Raw genomic sequence first — 17794 nt, forward strand, 5'->3', positions numbered from 1 at the left:
AATTATTTCCGATGTTGATGCAATCCCGGGTAAAAGTAAACTTCGATCATCAATCCACCACGAGGCATCGCCGGGAGCAAGATGACAAGCAATCCCCAGAAAGCGCCGCAGCCGTTCCGCAGCCTGTCCCCATCTGTCATGCGGGCATCGACAGTTGTATTCGATTCTCTGGCCGAGTTTTCGCGCCGCAAGGAGCGGCAACCGGACGGTTACAGCTATGGCATCACCGGAACGCCAACGGCTCGTGAACTGGAGCACCGCATCGCCGAGCTCGAAGGTGGCGCGCATTGCGTGGTGACGCCTTCCGGTCAATCCGCGCTGATGACGACCGTGATGGGCTTCGTGCGCGGCGGCGATCACCTGCTGGTGTCCGCTGCCTGCTACGGCGCGCTCAAGACATTCGCGCATAAGTGGCTGGCGCACTTCGACGTCGAGGTCGAACTGTATCCGCCGGCAATCGGGGCTGCGATTCAAAAGTACATCAAGCCCAACACCCGCATGATCTGCATGGAGTCGCCGGGGACGGTGACGATGGAGATGCCCGACATTCCGGCGATCGTCGAAGTCGCGAAACGTCACGGCGTATTGACGATGATGGACAACACCTGGGCAAGTCCGCTCGCTTTCAAGCCGCTCGAACATGGTGTGGATTTCAGCGTCGAAGCCGCGACGAAATTTTTTGGTGGTCATTCGGATCTACTGGCGGGCTGCATCAGCATGAACGACGCGGATTACTACGCGACCTTGCGCGAGACGCAGAGCGTTCTCGGCCAGCAGACCAGCCCTGATGACTGCTTCCTCGTCATGCGAGGCCTGCAAACCCTGAAGGTCCGCTTCGCTGCCCAGAGCGCCTCAACGCTGCAGATTGCGAGGGAACTAGAACGTCACCCGGAAGTGAGCAAGGTGCTGTTCCCGGCACTGCCGTCCGATGCCGGTCATGCCATCTGGAAGCGGGATTTTGCGAGCAGCGGGTGTCTCTTCTCCCTGATCCTCCAGCCCGCGGCGGAGGACGCGTTCAACGCATTCTTCGATACGCTCCAGTATTTCCCCATCGGGGCGAGCTGGGGAGGCGTGCATAGCCTCGCTGCCTACTACCCGGCCCCGTTGCAGGCCGAGCGTGCGTTCCCGCTTACCGACCAGCCTATCGTGCGCCTTTCGATCGGGTTGGAGGACCCGGCGATGCTGCTTGCGGATCTGAATGCCGGTCTTGACGCATTCGGACGCGCCCGGGCAACCGCTGCGTAGATTTTTTAATTCAATTTACCTGGATGAGTGAGTACGAGATGAAATCAATCAATGGATGGAGACGCTTTGCCACGGTAGCGAGTTTCGTGACGCTTTCCGCGGCATTCAGTTCACCCGCTACTGTGCAGGCAGCGGATCTTCTCGCGCAGGTGAAGGCGAATGGCACATTGCGCGTGGCCAACACCCAGAGTAGTCCCCCATGGAGCATGCTTGACGAAAACAATCAACCTGTCGGCTATGACGTTGCAATTGCAAAGGAAGTCGGCAAGCGCATTGGCGTGCCGAACGTAGTATTCGTCGCCGATTCGTTCAAGAACTTCGTGGAAGGGTTGAAGACGGGCAAGTACGACCTTGTGATGAACGATCTCACGCCTACACCTGAACGGCAACAACAGGTTGATTTCGGCGAACCATACGGCGTGGAGGATTTCCGCATTTTCGTACCCGCCGGCAACACAGACATTAAGGGCAAGGAAACCCTTAAAGGCAAGCGAGTGGGAGTGGTCACTGGCTCGAGCAATGAAACTTGGGCACGAGCACACCTGCATGACTCCGACATTCGTTCGTACGATAACGGGGGACTCGTCTTCAGCGATCTGGGCAATGGACGTATCGACGCAGTCATCATCTCGCACTTCGGCGGCATGAAGTACGCCAACGTCAACCATTTACCGGTCAAGGAAGTGGGCGAACCCTTGATCTACCAGCTATCAGCGCCGGCTTTGCAGAAAGGCCAACCGGCCCTGCTCGCAGCGGTCGATAAGGCGATTGCAGACATGATGGCTGACGGGACGATCGAGGCCCTTGCCAGGAAGTGGGTCGGGCAAGATTACGATATGGCCGGCACGATCACCAAAGCGAAGGCACACAAGGAGTAGTCATGATCGAGCTTTTCATGCGCTCGCTTCCGCTGTTAAAGAGTGCGGTGCTGATGACACTCTTTCTCGGTTTGTTGTCGTTTGTGCTCGGTTCGACGCTAGGGTTGCTTGTCGCCTTGGCTCGTATCTCCAGCATAGGCGCACTACGCGCCTTCGCATTCGCATATGTATCCATCTTCCGTGGTACGCCGCTGCTCGTGCAGATACTGCTGATCTATTTCGGTTTGCCCCGGTACGGTCTGACACTTGACCCGGTTCCCGCCGCGCTCCTCGCGCTCACACTGTTTTCGGCCGCGTATCTGAGCGAGAACTTCCGTTCCGGCATCAACGCGGTGGACAAGGGCCAGTGGGAAGCTGCGATGTCGCTGGGCATGGGTTACTGGAAAGCCATGTCGCGGGTTATTCTTCCCCAAGGACTACGCATCGCCATTCCGCCTGTCGGCAGCCGCATGATTGCACTCATCAAAGATACATCCCTCGCTTCGACAATTACGGTGGTAGAACTGACCCGCGTCGCCGACCAGGTCGGCGCCTCCACCTTCCGCTACATGGAAATGTTCCTGATGGTCGGCCTGATCTACTGGGGCATCAACCAGATTCTCACGATCGTCCAGACCGTCCTCGAGAATCGCATTTCGAGGCGTTTTGTATGAATACTGATATCAGGACGATTGAAGTCCGTGGACTTTCGAAGGCATTTGGCGACAACCATGTCTTGCGCGGCGTCGATTTCAGCGTATCGAAAGGCGAGGTTGTCGTTGTAATGGGTCCCTCCGGGTCGGGCAAGACCACGCTGCTGCGCTCGCTGAACTTCCTCGAGGTACCGGATGCCGGCAGCGTGACAGTATGCGGCATTGATGTCGAATGCAACGGTTTGTCAAAACCGTCACGCCAGAATCAGAAGAAGATCCGCGCGATCCGCCAGCGCACCGCGATGGTGTTCCAGTCGTTTAACCTCTTTCCGCACAGGACAGCACTGGAAAACGTGATGGAAGGTCCGGTCAGCGTCAAGGGTGTCCCTCGTGCGCAAGCGTCGGAGCGCGCAATTCACCTGCTGACACAGGTTGGGCTGGCCGCAAAAGCCAACGAATATCCGGCACGGCTGTCCGGCGGTCAGAAGCAGCGCGTAGCGATCGCGCGGGCGCTCGCGATGGATCCTGAGGTCATCTTCTTCGACGAGCCCACGTCTGCTCTCGATCCAGCGCTGCGGGAGGATGTCCTGACCGTCATGCGCGACGTTGCCAAAGCGGGCATGACGATGCTGATCGTCACGCACGAAGTGCGGTTTGCGCGAGATGTAGCGGATCGGGTTGTTTTTATGGACGGCGGCGTGGTTGCCGAAGACACGACACCGCAAGCCTTCTTTGGTGAAGGCAGCAGTCCACGGGTAAGGCAGTTTCTGCATCTGATCGAGACCTGAGTATTGAGTACGCCGCGACACCGCCTTGAATCACGCGTAGGGCTTCCGTTGCAAAAGCGTTGGCGGAAGAGTTCGTGCTTTATCGCGAGGAGGAGAGGCGGAAAGCGTCGGCGACGTAACACAGCCCCGCTAGCTCAACCGCAAACTCCGCAATACGTCGAGCACATGCTGAGTCGGACGCTCCACGGGACCCGCGCGAAAGGCCAGGCCCAGCTGTCGCCATAACGCAGGGCGCAGCGCCCGTGTGACGATGCGCGCGTCGGCCGACGAGCGGCTCGGTTCCTGCGGCAGCAGCGCGGCGCCGTATCCCGCTGCGACGAGACTCTTGATCGCATCCGAGTAGTTGAGCTGGATGCGCGGCGTGGGGTGCTGCCCCGCCGCGCTGAACCATTCCGTCGTCAAACGCGAAAGCCGTGTGGTCGCGTCGTTCAGAATCAGCGGCTTCGCAGCGATCCATTGCGGCGTGATGCGAGCTGGACACGTCCACCCGGCCGGCATGAACGCGACCACCGGATCGCGGCGCCATGTTTCGATCGATAGCCCTCGTAGCAGCGCTTGCGGCAGCGCCACGACGCCCACGTCGAGCGACTCCTGGGCGAGTCGCGTCAGCGTTTCCTGCGAAGTCAGCACGGCGATTTGCACATCGATGCCGGGATGCCCGGCGGCCAGTCGTTCCAACGCCTGCGGCAGCAGATTCGCGATGGCCGCGGTGGAAGCGCCGAGCCGAACCCGTCCGCCGAGCCCTTCCACCTGTCGCCGCACGTCCTCCAGTGCCTGCTCGGCATTGGCCAGCATCTGACGCGCATAGGCCACCAGCGTCTCGCCGATCGCCGAGGCCCGCACCTGACCGCGTTTGCGCGACAACAGCGGCGCGCCGACGCGGCTCTCGAGATCCGCGATATGCATTGCGGGCCGCGGGCGGCTTCGCATCGGCTAGACGCAATATCGGACGACGCCAGGTCCTTACTGCTCGGGCTCGTCTTTACAGGCGTCGTGCTGGCTTTCGCCGTGATGGCGATGATCTGGACGGCGTCTCGCCCCCCGCTCAAAGGCAAGGACTGCTCCGGCCGCATCGCAAACGACGAGCATGCGAGCTTCGTCGCGTTCTTCCAGGACCCGGCAGACCAGGGCGCGTTGCTGCGGTCGATCGAGGACTGCGCGAAATGAGCCTCGTTGCGGCGGGATAGCGCGCTCGTCGGCCGCGCCATTCCACACCCCCGCCAGGGACTATCCCACTTCCTGCCATACGACGGGCACAATACCCGGCGATAATGCCGGGGGCATTCGCGCCTTTTCCGTTCGATATCCGAACGCATCGATGCCCGCGCCGCCAGTGTTCCCTTTCGATGCGCCCATGAGCCACGCCACCGCCGACCACCCCGCTTCCGCCGACTCCGCCCCGAACTCGCCGCGCTTCCTGCTATTCCTGATCTGCCTGTTCGCGTCCGCCGGACAGCTCGCCATCGACATCTACGTGCCCGCGCTGCCCGCGATGGCGCGCTACTTCGGCACCTCGCCGCAAGCGATCCAGATCAGCGTCACCGGCTACATGGCCGCCTACGCGTTCGGTCAGCTGATCTTCGGTCCGATCGCCGACGCGTATGGCCGCAAGCGCGTGCTCGCGTTCGGTCTGACGGTCTATACGGTCGGCTGCCTGCTGTCGCTCGCGGCGCCCAATCTCGAGACGTTCATCCTCGCCCGCGCACTGCAGGGCTTCGGCATCGCGAGCACGAACCTGCTGGCGAAGGCGATCATCACCGATTCGTTCGCGGGTCAGGCCTTGCTGCATGCGTTCACGTACATGTCGATCGCGTGGGGGCTCGCGCCGATCGTCGCGCCGGTGATCGGCGCGCATCTGCAGACCGCGTTCGGCTGGCGCGCGTGCCTCGTGTTTCTGCTGATCTATTCGCTGGTGATGTGGGCGCTGCTGTGGCGTTATCGCGAGACCTTGCCGAAGCCCGTCCATCTCGAACCGCGCACGCTGACCGCGAACGCGCGCAAAGTGCTCGCGAGCCCCGTGTTCCAGAGCTGCTTCCTCGCGCAGGGCCTGTGCTACAGCATCCTGCTGGTGTTCAACATCGTCGGGCCGTTCATGGTGCAGACCACGCTGCACAAGCCGCCGACCTTCTTCGGCTACCTCGCGCTCGGCATCGGCATGATGTACTTCCTTGGCGGTCTGTCGAATCGCCTGCACGGTCCGGGCCTGCCGAGCGCCGAGCAGCGGCTGCGCATCGGCGCACGGCTGATGGCGGCCGCGTCGCTTGCGATGCTGCTGCTCGCGCTGACGGTCGGTCTGCGCGTGTGGACGCTCGCGACGCCTGTGCTCGTGATGGGCTTCTGCGCCGGCGCGATGTATCCGACGCTGATGGCGAAGGGCAACTCGCTGTTCCCGCACATCGCGGGTCTGACGAGCGCGATTCTCGGCTGCGCGCTGCTGCTGGTTTCATCGGCGATGATGGGGTTGGCCGGCTTCGTGTCGGTGCAGGTGCTCACACCGCTCGCGCTGTTCTTCGTGGTCCTCGCGTTCGTCGTCGTTGTGATGGTGACGAAGCTGCTGCGCCATCTCGAGCAGGTACAGCCTGCGGCCGCGGCGAGCGCGAGCGGCAAGGCAGCGTGAGCCGGCACATGAGCTCGACCGAACGCCAGACCTTCATCTGTACACGCGCGGACCGATGAGCGGCATGCGCGAGCGCGCCTGCGCATCCGCTTCCACGCGGATCGATCCGACCGTGTGGAAAGTCGCGGCGGTCGTGTCGATCGGCTCGTTCATGTCGCAGATGGACTCGACGCTGGTCAACGTGTCGCTGTCGGCGATCGGCCATACGCTCGATGCGTCGATCGCTACCGCGCAGTGGATCGTCAGCGGCTACCTGCTCGCGATGGCGTTGATGTTGCCGCTCAACGGCTGGCTGGTCGACCGCATCGGCGCGAAGCGGCTGTACCTGTTCTGCTTTTCGACGTTCACGATAGCGTCGATGCTGTGCGGCGCGGCGCAGACGATCGGCGAGCTGATCGGCGCGCGCATCTTCCAGGGCCTCGTTGCCGGTGTGCTCGGGCCGATGGCACAAATGATGATCGGACGCGTGGCCGGCAAGAACCTCGAGCGGGTGATGGGCTACACCGCGCTACCCATTCTGCTTGGTCCGATTCTCGGCCCGGTGCTGGCCGGCCTCGTGCTCGCGCACGCGAGCTGGCCCTGGCTGTTCTTCGTCAACGTTCCGGTGGGCGCTTTCGGCGTCGCGATGGCGGTGTTGCTGCTGCCGCGCGATACCACCGAGTCGCAGAAGCGATCGTTCGATTTCACCGGCTTTGCGTTGATCTCCCCTGGGCTCGTCGCGCTTGTCTATGGACTTCAGGACGCGTCGCGAGCGGTGGGCTTGGCGTGTCTGCTCGCGGGCGTCGCGTTTCTCGCCGGCTTCGGGCTGTACGCGGCGCGCAAAGGCCACACCGCGCTGATCGACGTGCGCCTGTTTGCGACACGTACGTTCTCGGTCGCCGCACTCGCCCAGTTCTTCGCGAACGGGATCATGTATGGACGGCAGCTCGCCGTGCCGCTTTTTCTGATCGCGGGCTGCGGTTTGTCGGCCACGCACGCGGGCGGCCTGCTCGCGGCAACCGGCGTCGGCATGATGTGCTCATTTCCGCTGCTCGGATGGTTGACCGAGCGGCTCGGCTGCCGCGCGCTCGCGGCGGGCGGCGCATTGCTGGCGTTTCTGAGCACGCTCGTGTTTCTGTGGCTGAGCGTTGATTCGTTCTCCGCCGGATGGGCCGCGGTCGGTCTGTTCTTTGCGGGCGTCGGTCAGGGGACGATCAGCGTGCCGTCGATCTCGGCCGCGTATTCGTCGATCGGGAGAGAAAGGCTCGCGGTTGCGAATACTGCGTTGAACATCGCGCAGAGAGTGGGCGGTCCGTTCGCGACGACGCTGCTTTCGATGGTGATAGCGTCGACGTTGCACGGTGTTTCGGGTGCACAGCCCGGCCGCTTTCTGCCGACGTTCGTGCTGCTGGCCGGGCTGCATTTGTCGTGCTTCGCGGCGGCGATGTTTCTGCCGGTTCGCGTTCAGCGGGCGAAGAACGCCTGACCACGCATTCCCGCGCCCGTACTTCACAGTAGCCGCAAGCCGCCATCACACTCAATCACCGCCCCCGTCATGAACGTGTTCTCCAGCAAAAACTGCAGCGCGTGCGCGACATCGTCGGCCTGCCCGACGCGCCGCACCGGTAGCGTTTCGCTCTGCTGCCGAAACAGCTCACTCTTCACGCTCGCGGGCAATCTGTCCCACCACGGCGTATCGATCACACCCGGCGACACCGCGTTTACGCGCAGCGGCGCAAGCTCGCGCGCCAGCGTGCCGATCATGCTTTCGAGCGCGCCGTTGATCGCACCCAGACCCGCCGTGCCCGGATTCGCGATGCGCGCCGAAATCGCGGTCAGAAACGTCAGGCTGCCGTCGCGACGCAGCGTGGGTAGCGCGGTCTGCGCGGCTTCGAGCTGCGGCCAGAACTTGGCCTCGAAGCCACGCCGCAGCGCGGCCAGATCCAGTTCGGCAAACGGCCCCGCGCCTTCGCCGCCCGACAGCGTCATCACCAGATGATCGATCCGGCCGAGGCCGCCGAAGAAGTGTCCGAGCGCTGCGCGATCGGCGCAATCGAGCGCCTCGCTCGTCACCTGTCCACCGATGCCAAGCAGCGCATCGTCCAGTTTGGCGCGGTCGCGCCCCACCGCGACGACGCTCGCGCCAGCCGTCACGAGCCGCTTCACCAGCGCGAGCCCAATGCCCGACGAGCCACCTAGCACCACGACCTTCTGATTTTGCCAGTCCATGTCATTGCTCCTGAGTGTGAACGGAAGACCCCGTGGCAGTAGAATGCGCGGTGCGAGCCCATCACTCAAATCGTTTAACGTCATGGCCAACATCATTGAAAATGATTTTCGGCGCTTCGACCTGAACCTGCTGCTGACCTTCCGCGCGCTGCTGGAAGAGCGCAGCGTCACGCGTGCCGCGCAGCGGCTGTTTCTTGGGCAACCGGCCGTCAGCGGCGCGCTCAAGCGCTTGCGCGAGACGTTCGGCGACGAGTTGTTCGTGCGCACGCCGCAAGGCATGACGCCGACGCCGCGCGCGCTCGAACTCGCGCGGCAGATCGAGCCGTTCCTGCAATCGCTGCATCAGGCGCTCACGCAGCCGTCCGTCTTCGATCCGGCCCGCGCGCAGCGGGTGTTCCGCATCGGCCTCAGCGATTCGCTCGAACTGCTGCTGATGCCCGAGATCATCGCGCGCCTCACCGACACCGCACCCGGCGTGAAGCTGATCGCGCGCTCCACAGATTCGACGCGCGCCGCCGCGATGCTCGACGATGGCGCGATCGAACTCGCGGTCGGCGTATTCCGCGAATGCGTGCCGTGGCAGCGATTCACGCCGCTGTTTTCATGGCGCTTCGTGAGCGTCTACAACCCCCAGCTCGTCAGGACGCGCCGCAAGCATCTGTCGATAGACGAGTTTCTGCGCCACCGCCATGTGCTGACTTCGTTCAGCGCCGAGCTGCGCGGCTTCATCGATGAACGACTCGAGATGCAGGGACTGAAGCGCGACGTCGTGTTTTCGAGCTCGAACTTCGCGACCAGTCCGTTCATCGTGCAACGCACGGCGGCGATCGCGACGGTGCCGGAGTTCATCGGCCGCGTCTGGCGCGATACGCTCGGTCTCGCGCTGAGTCCGCTGCCATTCGAGGTGCCGGGCTACGAGGTTTCGCTGATGTGGGCCGCGGCGCACGACCAGGACCCGGCGCTCGCGTGGTTGAAGCGCGAGTTCGCGGACGCGTTCGGCACGGCCGACAGTACTGCGCGTGCAGCGCCCTGACAGCGACGTGTGCTACGGTTCGGAAGCGTCACGGTTCGTTTCGCCGCTTCGCCGTCGCCCGTTCAAGCCAGGAGGAAATTCCGATGACTCACCACGTCGCAAAAGGCACCTTCATCGTCTCCCTTCACCCGATGCCGTTTGAAAACGCGGAGGCCGAATCGAAGCTCGGCCGCATGTCGATCGACAAGCAGATCTCCGGCGATCTCGCCGCGACCACCCAAGGGCAAATGCTGAGCGCGATGACGAACGTCAAAGGCTCGGCCGGCTATGTCGCGCTCGAACAGGTCACTGGCACGCTGGCGGGCAAGCAGGGCACGTTCGTGCTGCAGCATATCGGCGTGATGAATCGCGGCGCAGCGGCGCTGGCGGTGACGGTCGTGCCGGATTCAGGCACGGGCGAGCTGAGCGGCATTGAAGGCGAGTTCCGGATCGACATCGTCGACGGCGCGCATTCGTACGAGTTCGCTTATCGTCTGCCCGGCCACTGACATGCCGAACGCGTGCCGGCGGGATACGGCGCTCGACCCCGTACCCCGCTACCCGGCTACCAGGCTTTCCAGTTCAAAACCTCAGCGCTCAATGCCCCGCGATCGTCACCGACGCCGTCAACGCATTCGGATCGCGCGAAGAAGCCCCCGCGATCATCTGATAGACGCCGCCGTTGAGCTTCCACACGTGGTTGGTCGCGTCCCACGTCGACAGCAGCTTCGGCGCAATCGATACGCTGACCTGCTGCGACTCCCCCGCCTGCAGCGCGACCTTTTGCCAGCCGACCAGACGCTTCGGCGGTTCGCCCAGACCGCTCGGCAACGCGGCATAAACTTCGGCGATTTCCGCGCCCGCGCGCGAGCCCGTATTCTTGACGGTAAAGGTCACCTTCACGTTGCCGCTCGCATCCACTTGCGCGTTGAGGCCCGAGTAGCTGTAGCTCGTGTAGGACAGCCCATAACCGAACGGGAACAGCGGCGCGATCTGCTTGCCGTCATACCAGCGATAACCCATGAAGAGTCCTTCGCTGTAGGTAACGGTGGTATCGGTGGCCGAGATCGTCGGTTGCGGGAGATCCGCGTCCTGCATCGGGAACGTGATCGGCAATTTGCCGGACGGGTTCACGGCGCCGAACAGCAGATCGGCAATCGCCTGGCCGCCCTGCACGCCCGGATACCACGCTTCGAGCACGCCGTGCACGTTGGATAGCCACGGCATCAGGACCGGGCTGCCGTTCTCGAGCACGACGATCACGCGCTTCGCTTGCGCCGCGACCGCGCTGATCAGCGCGTTCTGATCGTAGCTCTGGTTATAGCTGTCAGTCGTATTGCTCGGCAGGCTCAGGCTCGGCAGATCCGCGCCCTCGCTTTCCCATTGCGTCGCGAACACGATCGCCACATCCGCCTTCGCGGCGGCGGTCGCCGCTGTCGCCGCGTTCGTGCCGTCGACGAAGGTCACGCTTGCGTTCGGCGCCTTCGCCTGGATCGCGGCCAGCGGTGCCGACTTGTACCACGTCGCGCAGGTGCTCAACAGCGGCGACGGCGACACGCAACCGGACACCGCGTTGCCCGCGGCCGCCGGCACCGCGCCCGAGCCGCCGCCCGACAGCACGCCTGCATCCGCGTGAGCGCCGATCACCACGATCGACGACAGCCCCGCCGCGTTCAACGGCAGCACCGGCTGCGAATCGCCGCTCGCCACCGCGTTCTTCAGCAATACCGACGATTGCTGCGCGACCTGCAACGCGAGCGCATTGCCCGCGGTCTGATCGACGCTTCCTCCGGTGGTTGGCGGCGAATCGAAGACGCCGTAGCGAATCATCGTGCGAAGCTTGCGCTGAACCATGTCGTTGAGTCGCGACATCGGCACGCTGCCGGCGTTGACCGCGCTCGTCAGCGCGGTGTTGAAATACGACGTCAGCGTAAAGCCCGGAATCGACGCTCCGCCGCCGAGATCGCCGGGCTCTTCTTCATCGAGGCCAGCCAATGCCGAGGCGACCGTACTGTGCGTGGCTGTCCAGTCCGACTGCACCACGCCCTTGAAGCCCCACTCGTTCTTCAGCACGGTGGTCAGCAGATACGGGTTTTCGCACGCATACACGCCGTTCACCAGGTTGTACGAACACATCACGTTGCCGGGCGTTCCCTGCGTGACGCCGAGCTCGAACGCGAGCAGTTCGGTTTCGCGCATCGTGCGTTCGTCGACGACCGAGTTGCTGGTCATGCGGTTCGTTTCCTGATCGTTCATCGCGTAGTGCTTGATCGTCGCGATGACGTTCTGCGCCTGCGTGCCGATCGTGCGCGCGGCGCTCAGCGTGCCGGTCAGTACCGGATCTTCGCCCATGTACTCGAAGGTGCGGCCATTGCGTGGTTCGCGCGCGAGATTGACGCCACCGCCGAGACCTTCGCCATAACCGAGCACGCGCAGCTCGGTCGCGATACGCGCGCCGTATTGGTTCGCCAGCGTGGGGTCCCAGCTTGCCGCGAGCGCCACCGGCGCGGGCAGCGCCGTCGCGTTCGAGTTGACGACATTGACGCCGCCGGCCGAATCGGCCATTGCAAGGCCCGGAATGCCGAGCCGCGCGATGCCGGGAATATAGCCGGCTCCGTTGACGCCGGCCGGATACGGACCGCCGAGTCCCGCGTTGGGGATGCCCACGCCGTGCACGAGCTGAATCTTTTCGGCGGTCGTCATCTTCTGGACGAGCGCGGCGGCACGCGCATCGGCGCGCGCATCGGGATCGGACGGCAACGGCGGGTCACTGATGTTGCTGCCATTGCCGCAGGCGGCGAGTACCAGCGCGACACCGCAGGCGATGGCGCTTGCGGCAAAGGGTATCGTCAGCTTCCTTCTCATCATCTCGCTCCGTGTTGTCGTTGTCGGTCATGTGATTTGCATTGCGTAACGTTGTATCGACGCGCTACCGGCATGTGACGCGTCCTGTTACGCTAAGCGCTCGTGGTAATGCGCCGAAAGAAATTCTAGGGATGCGCCCGAAACGCGCTTGACCGATAGGTGCAGCACTTGACCGATGAAGAGTCAGGAAAACCCGCAGACAGGTTTCGACCGGAGGAGGCAAAGTGGATTTGCGTCAGAAGTCCGTTTCAGCGCGCATCTATCGAGGGTTGCTCGACGCGGCGGAGCGCGAGGGCCTCGATCGCAGCAAAGTGGCCCACGATATCGGCATCGACGAGGCCGACATCGCCGCGGCCGATGCGCGCGTGCCGGGCGACAAGCACGTCGCAATGCTCCAGCTTGCGGAAAGCTGCCTGATGCGCGGCGCGCCGGAGGGCGACGTGTTCGATGGTCTGCTGTATTTCCCCGAGCTTGCGGGCGTGCTCTGCAATAGCCCGACGCTGCGCGATGCATTGCGCAATTACGTCACGTATCGTGACCTGATCGGTAATGTCGACTGGCTCGTCATGCAGGAGCACGGCGACGAAGTCGCATTCGAATATGTGACGGAAGGCGAGGGGCGCAACGCATCGAGCGCGCTCGGCAACTTCGCGCTGATAGCGGGTGTGGCAAAGCTCTACGACGTGCGACTGCGCGTGCGCGACGCGGGTGTCACCGATGCGCGGCTCGGGGCGATCGCGGCGCTTAGCGGGACGTTGGGCGTGCGCGTTCAACTCGATCAGGCGTGCAATCGGATGGTGTTGCAGTCGTCCGCGCTGGATCGCGCGTTCGAGGTCTACAACGCGCCGCTCGCGAAGATTCACATGCATGCCGCGCATGGAATCTTGCAGCGGATTCGCGAGCAGGGCCGCTTTTCTCCGACGGTCGAGCGATGTCTGCGTGACGTGCTGCGCGAGCACGCGGATGCGATCGAGCCGAAGAGCCTGCAGACGATCGTCTGCGAGCGGCTGTCGCTGACGCGCTGGACCTTGCAACGCAAGCTCGCGGCGGAGTGCAAAACCTTCAGCGAGGTGCTGATGCAAATGCGTATCGACGAAGCACGCATGCTGCTCGCGCATACACCGATGTCGATCAGCGAGATTAGCGAACGGGTCGGCTTTGCCTCGACGACGGCGTTTACGCGGTTTTTTACGCGTGCATGTGGGGCGCCGCCGGCGCGGTATCGGGGGCGATGCCGGGTGTGATCGTCCTATGATGAGCATCGATCAGGACATGACTCGACTGTTCGGTGTCATGGGATCGATCGTATCCTTGGTCGCGTTTCTGCCTTATGGACTTGCGATCTGGCGCGGCACCGTACGCCCTCATCTTTTTACCTGGTTGATCTGGTCGCTCGTCACGGCGATTGCGGCTGTGGGACAGTTCGTCGCCGGTGCGGGTCCTTCGGCGTGGTGTACGGCGGCGATCGCGGCCACCTGCTTCTTTGTTCTCGTATCGAGCGTCTTTCGGGGTGAACGGCAGCGGACCGCTTTTGATTGGCTTTGCCTTGCTGCTGCCTTGTCGGCCATTCCGCTCTGGATACTCACCAATGATCCGACGTTGTCGATCTGTCTTGTGACGCTGATCGAACTCGTCGGCCTCGCGCCGACGGTTCGCAAGACTATTCGTGATCCGTGGAGTGAGAGTCTTTTGTACTTCGCGCTCTGTGTTTTTAAATACGCGCTCGCGATTCTTGCGCTGCCGAAATGGAGTGTGGCCGTGGCGTTTTATCCGGCGGTGAATATTGTGGCGGCAAGTGGGGTTTGTTTATTGATGGTGGTGCGGCGTCGACGGGTGCGAGCGTATTCCGAGGACAAGGTTCGGTGAGGGGCTCCCGAAAGACAGCGCGACGACTCGCAGCGCGCGATCTGAATGTGCCTTCCTTTTGTCCGATATTCATCAGGTCGCCGCAAGTAGCATCGATTACACTGGTTTTCGCTATGCGACTTTCAGGCGTGGCTGACCCACGAAGTCACCATTGCGCGGACTTTCGTGCATCCCTTCCGCACGTATCCGCCGACACCGGGCGAAATACGACTGCTTGGTGAAAGCGTTTCGCCATTCACCACTTTGGCCCGCCCCTGGTCCCTCACACGACGGCGACCAGGTATCGCTGCGGCCATTTCAAATCGACTATTTTCGCTTGATTGAATCAGGCGCCTGATCCGGCAGCCGATAGGCCCCTTGCACGGCGCGATTTCACGCGCCTGATTCGCTGACAAGGAGATGAAGATGAAGACCCGCCAATTGAGCATTTGGTCGGCTGTAGCCGTTGCACTTCTGTCGCTGAGTGGCACCGCGCAGGCCGGTGGTGATGACGGCGACCGTGGCCGCGGCGGTGGCGGCGGTCTTTGCTCGAACGCAACGCTAAAAGGACCCTATGGGTTCATCGGTCACGGCGTGATCCTTGGGTTGCTGGATTCGAGCAACGTGCTGCATCCGTTCGCCACCCAGTCGATCCTCGATGACGTCGCTCTCGTGACATTCGACGGCAACGGCAAATTTACCCGCACCGATTTCGGGAGCATCAACGGCGTGCCGAAAGGTGGACAGATAACCTTCAATCCGGCGCAGACAGGCACTTATTCGGTGAACTCCGATTGCACCGGCACCATGTCGGTTGTCTATACCGCCGGAGGACCCGTGCCAGCCGGCGTCGTGACCGACCTGAACATCGTGGTCACTTCGGACGGCACGCAGGTCGAATCCGTCGTCTATCGGGCGAGCATCCCGTCGGCCGCGTCGGCCCCGGACGGCTACAGTTGCCCGATGGATTGCGTGCAAGGTGTGCAGGAGGCGTTCGAAGGGAAGAAGGTTCTGGTCTACGGCTTCCGGTAGTGGGGTACCGACTTATCGGATGGATTCACGCTTGCCGCCGGCATTTCAACCGGCGGCGCTCTCGTATCATCGATGTTTAGCTCAATGCCCCGGCCCTTCGCCCACTGCGACCGGCGCATGCTTCGTCTGACGGCTCAACATCAGCGTCACGACCGCCGACACCGCCAACGTCGCCCCGACCACATAAAGCCCTGCCGTATAGCCGCCCGTCACGTGCTTGAGCCAGCCGATCGCAAACGGCCCGACGAAGCCGCCGAGATTGCCGATCGAGTTGATCATCGCAATGCCCGCCGCCGCTCCGGCGCCCGACAGGAACATGCTCGGCATCGCCCACAGCGGCGCCTTTGCGGCACTGATGCCCACGTTCACGACGACGAGCGCAAGCACGATCATCAACGCGGTGGTCGCATTACCGGCGAACACGAAGCCGAAGCACGCAAGCGCGCACGGAATCACGACATGCCACGTCCGTTCGTCGGTGCGATCCGAGTGCTTCGCCCATAGCACCATCGCGATCACCGCGAGCACGCTCGGCACGCCGGCGAGCAGCCCGGTTTCGAACGTGCCGAAACCGTATTGGCGGATGATCAGCGGCGCCCACAAGCCGAGCGTATAAAGTCCCGCCGAGGTGCCGAAGTAGATCAGCGCGAGCGCGAGCACGCGCGGATCGCGCAACGCGCTGAGCGCGCCGGCCGTGTGGCCCGCATGCGCGTGCCGCGCGTCGGCTTCGAGCTTCAGCCTCGCGATCAGCCAGTCGCGCTCGTCGGGCTGCAGCCACTCGGCTTGCGCGGGCTTGTCGATCAGATACCTGAGCACGCAGAAGCCGAGGATGATCGCGGGCAATGATTCGAGTATGTAGAGCATTTGCCAGTCGACGAGTCCGGCAATCGGCGGCAGTTTCATGATCGCGCCGGAAATCGGCGAGCCGATCGCAGTCGAGATCGGCGCGGCGGCCATGAACCATGCCGCCGCGACCGCACGCTGCCGCGCCGGAAACCACAGGCTCAGATACAGGATGATGCCGGGAAAGAAGCCCGCTTCCGCGACACCGAGAATGAAGCGCAGCGCGTAGAAACTGGTCGGCCCGACGACGAACGCCGACGCGAGCGACACGAGCCCCCACGACACCATCACGCGAGCAATCCAGCGCCGCGCGCCGACCTTGTGCAGGATCAGGTTCGACGGCACTTCGAACAGAAAATAGCCGATGAAAAAGAGCCCGCCGCCGAGGCCGAACGCGGTCGGCGAAAGACCGATCGCCTTGTTCATCGACAACGCGGCGAAGCCCACATTCACGCGATCGAGAAAGCTCACGAAGTACAACAGCATGACGAACGGGATGATCCGCAGCATCAGCTTGCGGGACACCCGGCTTTCGAGTTCCGAAGTCATTGTCTCCTCCTGCGGCGCCCGGCTATTGACCGCGCGCGAGCCTCGCGCCGGCCGACGTTGGGCCGAGCTAGTCGAGTCAAGGTTGGGTGCCGGCCACGTCGTGGCCGGGGCGTAGACCGCGCGCCTGATTTGCGCGCGGTTCCGCTCAGTCCGGTTCAGTTCGCGCGAAGCCGGCGCTCAAGCCGCGTTCGCCGCGGGCGTCGCCGCCTGCTCGATGAACGCGCACACGGCCGCCGTCACCTGCGCGGTCGTGGCCGTGCCGCCGAGGTCGCGCGTGTGCAGCGTTTTGTTCGCGGTCACCGCTTCGACGGCCTGCATCACGCGCCTGGCCGCGTCGAATTCGCCGAGGTGTTCGAGCAGCATCACGACCGACCAGAACGTGCCGACCGGATTCGCGAGCCCCTTGCCCATGATGTCGAACGCGGAGCCGTGGATCGGCTCGAACATCGACGGATAGCGGCGCTCCGGATCGATGTTGCCGGTCGGCGCGATGCCGAGGCTGCCGGCGAGCGCGGCCGCGAGGTCGCTGAGAATATCGGCGTGCAGATTGGTGGCGACGATCGTGTCGAGCGTCGCGGGACGGTTGACCATGCGCGCGGTCGCCGCGTCGACGAGTTCCTTGTCCCACGTGACGTCCGGAAACTCCTTCGAGATTTCGAGCGCGATCTCGTCCCACATCACCATCGCATGACGCTGCGCGTTGCTCTTCGTGATCACGGTCAACAGCTTGCGCGGACGCGACTGCGCGAGGCGGAACGCGAAGCGCATGATGCGCTCGACGCCGGCGCGCGTCATGATCGACACGTCGGTCGCGGCTTCGATCGGATGGCCCTGATGCACGCGGCCGCCGACGCCCGAATATTCACCCTCCGAATTTTCGCGGACGATCACCCAGTTCAGATCCTCGGGCTTGCAGTACTTCAGCGGTGCGTCGATGCCGGGCAGGATGCGCGTCGGGCGCACGTTCGCGTATTGGTCGAAGCCCTGGCAGATTTTCAGTCGCAGACCCCACAGCGTGATGTGATCGGGAATGTCCTTGTCGCCCGCCGAGCCGAACAGGATCGCATCTTTGTTGCGGATCGCGTCGAGCCCGTCGGCCGGCATCATCACGCCGTGTTGACGATAGTAGTCGCCGCCCCAGTCGAAGTTCTCGAACTCGAACGTGAAGGCGCGCGTGGTCTTCGCGAGCGCCTCGAGCACCTGCGCGCCGGCCGGCACGACCTCCTTGCCGATGCCGTCGCCGGGGATGGTTGCGATGCGATAGGTCTTCATGTCTGCGT

At 63.3% G+C, this 17794-nt stretch carries 16 protein-coding genes and 1 pseudogene; 12 read left to right on the forward strand and 5 right to left on the reverse strand.

All coding sequences use genetic code 11. The features are described from left to right. Positions 1-81 precede the first annotated feature (81 nt). From metC to OKW38_RS31020, 4 genes are read left to right on the forward strand one after another with little or no spacing between them, the layout of a single operon-like run. On the forward strand, positions 82-1245 hold the full coding sequence (metC, locus tag OKW38_RS31005) for a cystathionine beta-lyase (protein ID WP_187630028.1): 1164 nt from the start codon (positions 82-84) through the stop codon (positions 1243-1245). A gap of 38 nt (positions 1246-1283) precedes the next feature. After that, positions 1284-2123 carry an ABC transporter substrate-binding protein gene (locus OKW38_RS31010; protein WP_244144749.1) on the forward strand — a complete coding sequence of 280 codons (840 nt, stop codon included), beginning with the start codon at positions 1284-1286 and terminating at the stop codon, positions 2121-2123. A gap of 2 nt (positions 2124-2125) precedes the next feature. Then, complete coding sequence (locus tag OKW38_RS31015) at positions 2126-2776, forward strand: amino acid ABC transporter permease (protein ID WP_090808002.1); 651 nt, start codon at positions 2126-2128, stop codon at positions 2774-2776. Then, a complete protein-coding gene (locus OKW38_RS31020) occupies positions 2773-3543 on the forward strand; it encodes an amino acid ABC transporter ATP-binding protein (protein ID WP_090808004.1) in 771 nt (256 codons plus the stop codon). The genes OKW38_RS31015 and OKW38_RS31020 overlap by 4 nt, the downstream gene beginning before the upstream one ends. Before the next feature lie 129 nt (positions 3544-3672). Here the strand turns inward: OKW38_RS31020 and OKW38_RS31025 are convergent. Continuing rightward, positions 3673-4461: pseudogene (locus OKW38_RS31025) on the reverse strand (LysR substrate-binding domain-containing protein); the annotation flags it as partial. Between the two features lie 93 nt (positions 4462-4554). Here OKW38_RS31025 and OKW38_RS31030 point away from each other — a divergent pair. The 3 genes from OKW38_RS31030 to OKW38_RS31040 all read left to right on the forward strand — a co-directional run bounded on the left by OKW38_RS31030 (position 4555) and on the right by OKW38_RS31040 (position 7625). Continuing rightward, the gene (locus OKW38_RS31030; RefSeq protein WP_244144748.1) at positions 4555-4710 is read left to right on the forward strand and encodes a hypothetical protein; all 156 of its coding nucleotides are present in this window, start codon (positions 4555-4557) and stop codon (positions 4708-4710) included. 187 nt (positions 4711-4897) lie between these two features. Then, the gene (locus tag OKW38_RS31035) at positions 4898-6160 is read left to right on the forward strand and encodes a multidrug effflux MFS transporter (protein WP_090808007.1); all 1263 of its coding nucleotides are present in this window, start codon (positions 4898-4900) and stop codon (positions 6158-6160) included. 55 nt (positions 6161-6215) lie between these two features. Next, positions 6216-7625: a DHA2 family efflux MFS transporter permease subunit gene (locus OKW38_RS31040; protein ID WP_429364713.1), complete on the forward strand. Its 1410-nt coding sequence runs from the start codon at positions 6216-6218 to the stop codon at positions 7623-7625. A gap of 23 nt (positions 7626-7648) precedes the next feature. Here the strand turns inward: OKW38_RS31040 and OKW38_RS31045 are convergent, their stop codons facing one another. Beyond that, positions 7649-8368, reverse strand: a complete 720-nt coding sequence (locus OKW38_RS31045; protein WP_429364714.1) for an SDR family oxidoreductase — start codon at positions 8366-8368, stop codon at positions 7649-7651. A gap of 82 nt (positions 8369-8450) precedes the next feature. Between OKW38_RS31045 and OKW38_RS31050 the strand changes: the two genes are divergently transcribed. Both OKW38_RS31050 and OKW38_RS31055 read left to right on the forward strand, forming a co-directional pair. After that, the gene (locus OKW38_RS31050; RefSeq protein ID WP_187614303.1) at positions 8451-9401 is read left to right on the forward strand and encodes a LysR family transcriptional regulator; all 951 of its coding nucleotides are present in this window, start codon (positions 8451-8453) and stop codon (positions 9399-9401) included. A gap of 83 nt (positions 9402-9484) precedes the next feature. Beyond that, a complete protein-coding gene (locus OKW38_RS31055; RefSeq protein ID WP_429364716.1) occupies positions 9485-9889 on the forward strand; it encodes a DUF3224 domain-containing protein in 405 nt (134 codons plus the stop codon). A gap of 88 nt (positions 9890-9977) precedes the next feature. On the opposite strand, the gene OKW38_RS31060 is transcribed toward OKW38_RS31055, so the two are convergent. Beyond that, positions 9978-12245, reverse strand: a complete 2268-nt coding sequence (locus tag OKW38_RS31060; RefSeq protein ID WP_429364718.1) for a beta-glucosidase — start codon at positions 12243-12245, stop codon at positions 9978-9980. Positions 12246-12469: 224 nt separating this feature from the next. On the opposite strand from OKW38_RS31060, the gene OKW38_RS31065 reads away from it, so the two are divergent. The 3 genes from OKW38_RS31065 (at position 12470) to OKW38_RS31075 (ending at position 15122) form a co-directional block, all read left to right on the forward strand. After that, positions 12470-13489, forward strand: coding sequence for a helix-turn-helix domain-containing protein (locus OKW38_RS31065; RefSeq protein ID WP_429364720.1), 1020 nt, complete (start codon positions 12470-12472; stop codon positions 13487-13489). Between the two features lie 7 nt (positions 13490-13496). Next, positions 13497-14111, forward strand: coding sequence for a hypothetical protein (locus OKW38_RS31070; protein WP_429364722.1), 615 nt, complete (start codon positions 13497-13499; stop codon positions 14109-14111). Positions 14112-14516: 405 nt separating this feature from the next. Beyond that, positions 14517-15122 (forward strand): hypothetical protein, encoded by a 606-nt coding sequence (locus OKW38_RS31075; RefSeq protein ID WP_187614296.1) that lies wholly within the window; start codon positions 14517-14519, stop codon positions 15120-15122. A gap of 81 nt (positions 15123-15203) precedes the next feature. Here the strand turns inward: OKW38_RS31075 and OKW38_RS31080 are convergent, their stop codons facing one another. Continuing rightward, a complete protein-coding gene (locus OKW38_RS31080) occupies positions 15204-16514 on the reverse strand; it encodes an MFS transporter (RefSeq protein ID WP_429364724.1) in 1311 nt (436 codons plus the stop codon). Positions 16515-16691: 177 nt separating this feature from the next. Further along, positions 16692-17786, reverse strand: coding sequence for a tartrate dehydrogenase (locus OKW38_RS31085; RefSeq protein WP_429364726.1), 1095 nt, complete (start codon positions 17784-17786; stop codon positions 16692-16694). Between the last annotated feature and the right edge of the window lie 8 nt (positions 17787-17794).

Source organism: Paraburkholderia sp. MM5496-R1 (genome assembly GCF_050436205.1).
Taxonomy (GTDB): Bacteria; Pseudomonadota; Gammaproteobacteria; order Burkholderiales; family Burkholderiaceae; genus Paraburkholderia; species Paraburkholderia tuberum.

Bases quoted from the DNA above. Each gene is read 5' to 3' on its own strand.
- metC (WP_187630028.1), top strand. From the start codon at position 82: ATGACAAGCAATCCCCAGAAAGCGCCGCAGCCGTTCCGCAGCCTGTCC.
- OKW38_RS31010 (WP_244144749.1), top strand. From the start codon at position 1,284: ATGAAATCAATCAATGGATGGAGACGCTTTGCCACGGTAGCGAGTTTC.
- OKW38_RS31015 (WP_090808002.1), top strand. From the start codon at position 2,126: ATGATCGAGCTTTTCATGCGCTCGCTTCCGCTGTTAAAGAGTGCGGTG.
- OKW38_RS31020 (WP_090808004.1), top strand. From the start codon at position 2,773: ATGAATACTGATATCAGGACGATTGAAGTCCGTGGACTTTCGAAGGCA.
- OKW38_RS31030 (WP_244144748.1), top strand. From the start codon at position 4,555: ATGGCGATGATCTGGACGGCGTCTCGCCCCCCGCTCAAAGGCAAGGAC.
- OKW38_RS31035 (WP_090808007.1), top strand. From the start codon at position 4,898: ATGAGCCACGCCACCGCCGACCACCCCGCTTCCGCCGACTCCGCCCCG.
- OKW38_RS31040 (WP_429364713.1), top strand. From the start codon at position 6,216: ATGAGCGGCATGCGCGAGCGCGCCTGCGCATCCGCTTCCACGCGGATC.
- OKW38_RS31045 (WP_429364714.1), bottom strand. From the start codon at position 8,368: ATGGACTGGCAAAATCAGAAGGTCGTGGTGCTAGGTGGCTCGTCGGGC.
- OKW38_RS31050 (WP_187614303.1), top strand. From the start codon at position 8,451: ATGGCCAACATCATTGAAAATGATTTTCGGCGCTTCGACCTGAACCTG.
- OKW38_RS31055 (WP_429364716.1), top strand. From the start codon at position 9,485: ATGACTCACCACGTCGCAAAAGGCACCTTCATCGTCTCCCTTCACCCG.
- OKW38_RS31060 (WP_429364718.1), bottom strand. From the start codon at position 12,245: ATGAGAAGGAAGCTGACGATACCCTTTGCCGCAAGCGCCATCGCCTGC.
- OKW38_RS31070 (WP_429364722.1), top strand. From the start codon at position 13,497: ATGATGAGCATCGATCAGGACATGACTCGACTGTTCGGTGTCATGGGA.
- OKW38_RS31075 (WP_187614296.1), top strand. From the start codon at position 14,517: ATGAAGACCCGCCAATTGAGCATTTGGTCGGCTGTAGCCGTTGCACTT.
- OKW38_RS31080 (WP_429364724.1), bottom strand. From the start codon at position 16,514: ATGACTTCGGAACTCGAAAGCCGGGTGTCCCGCAAGCTGATGCTGCGG.
- OKW38_RS31085 (WP_429364726.1), bottom strand. From the start codon at position 17,786: ATGAAGACCTATCGCATCGCAACCATCCCCGGCGACGGCATCGGCAAG.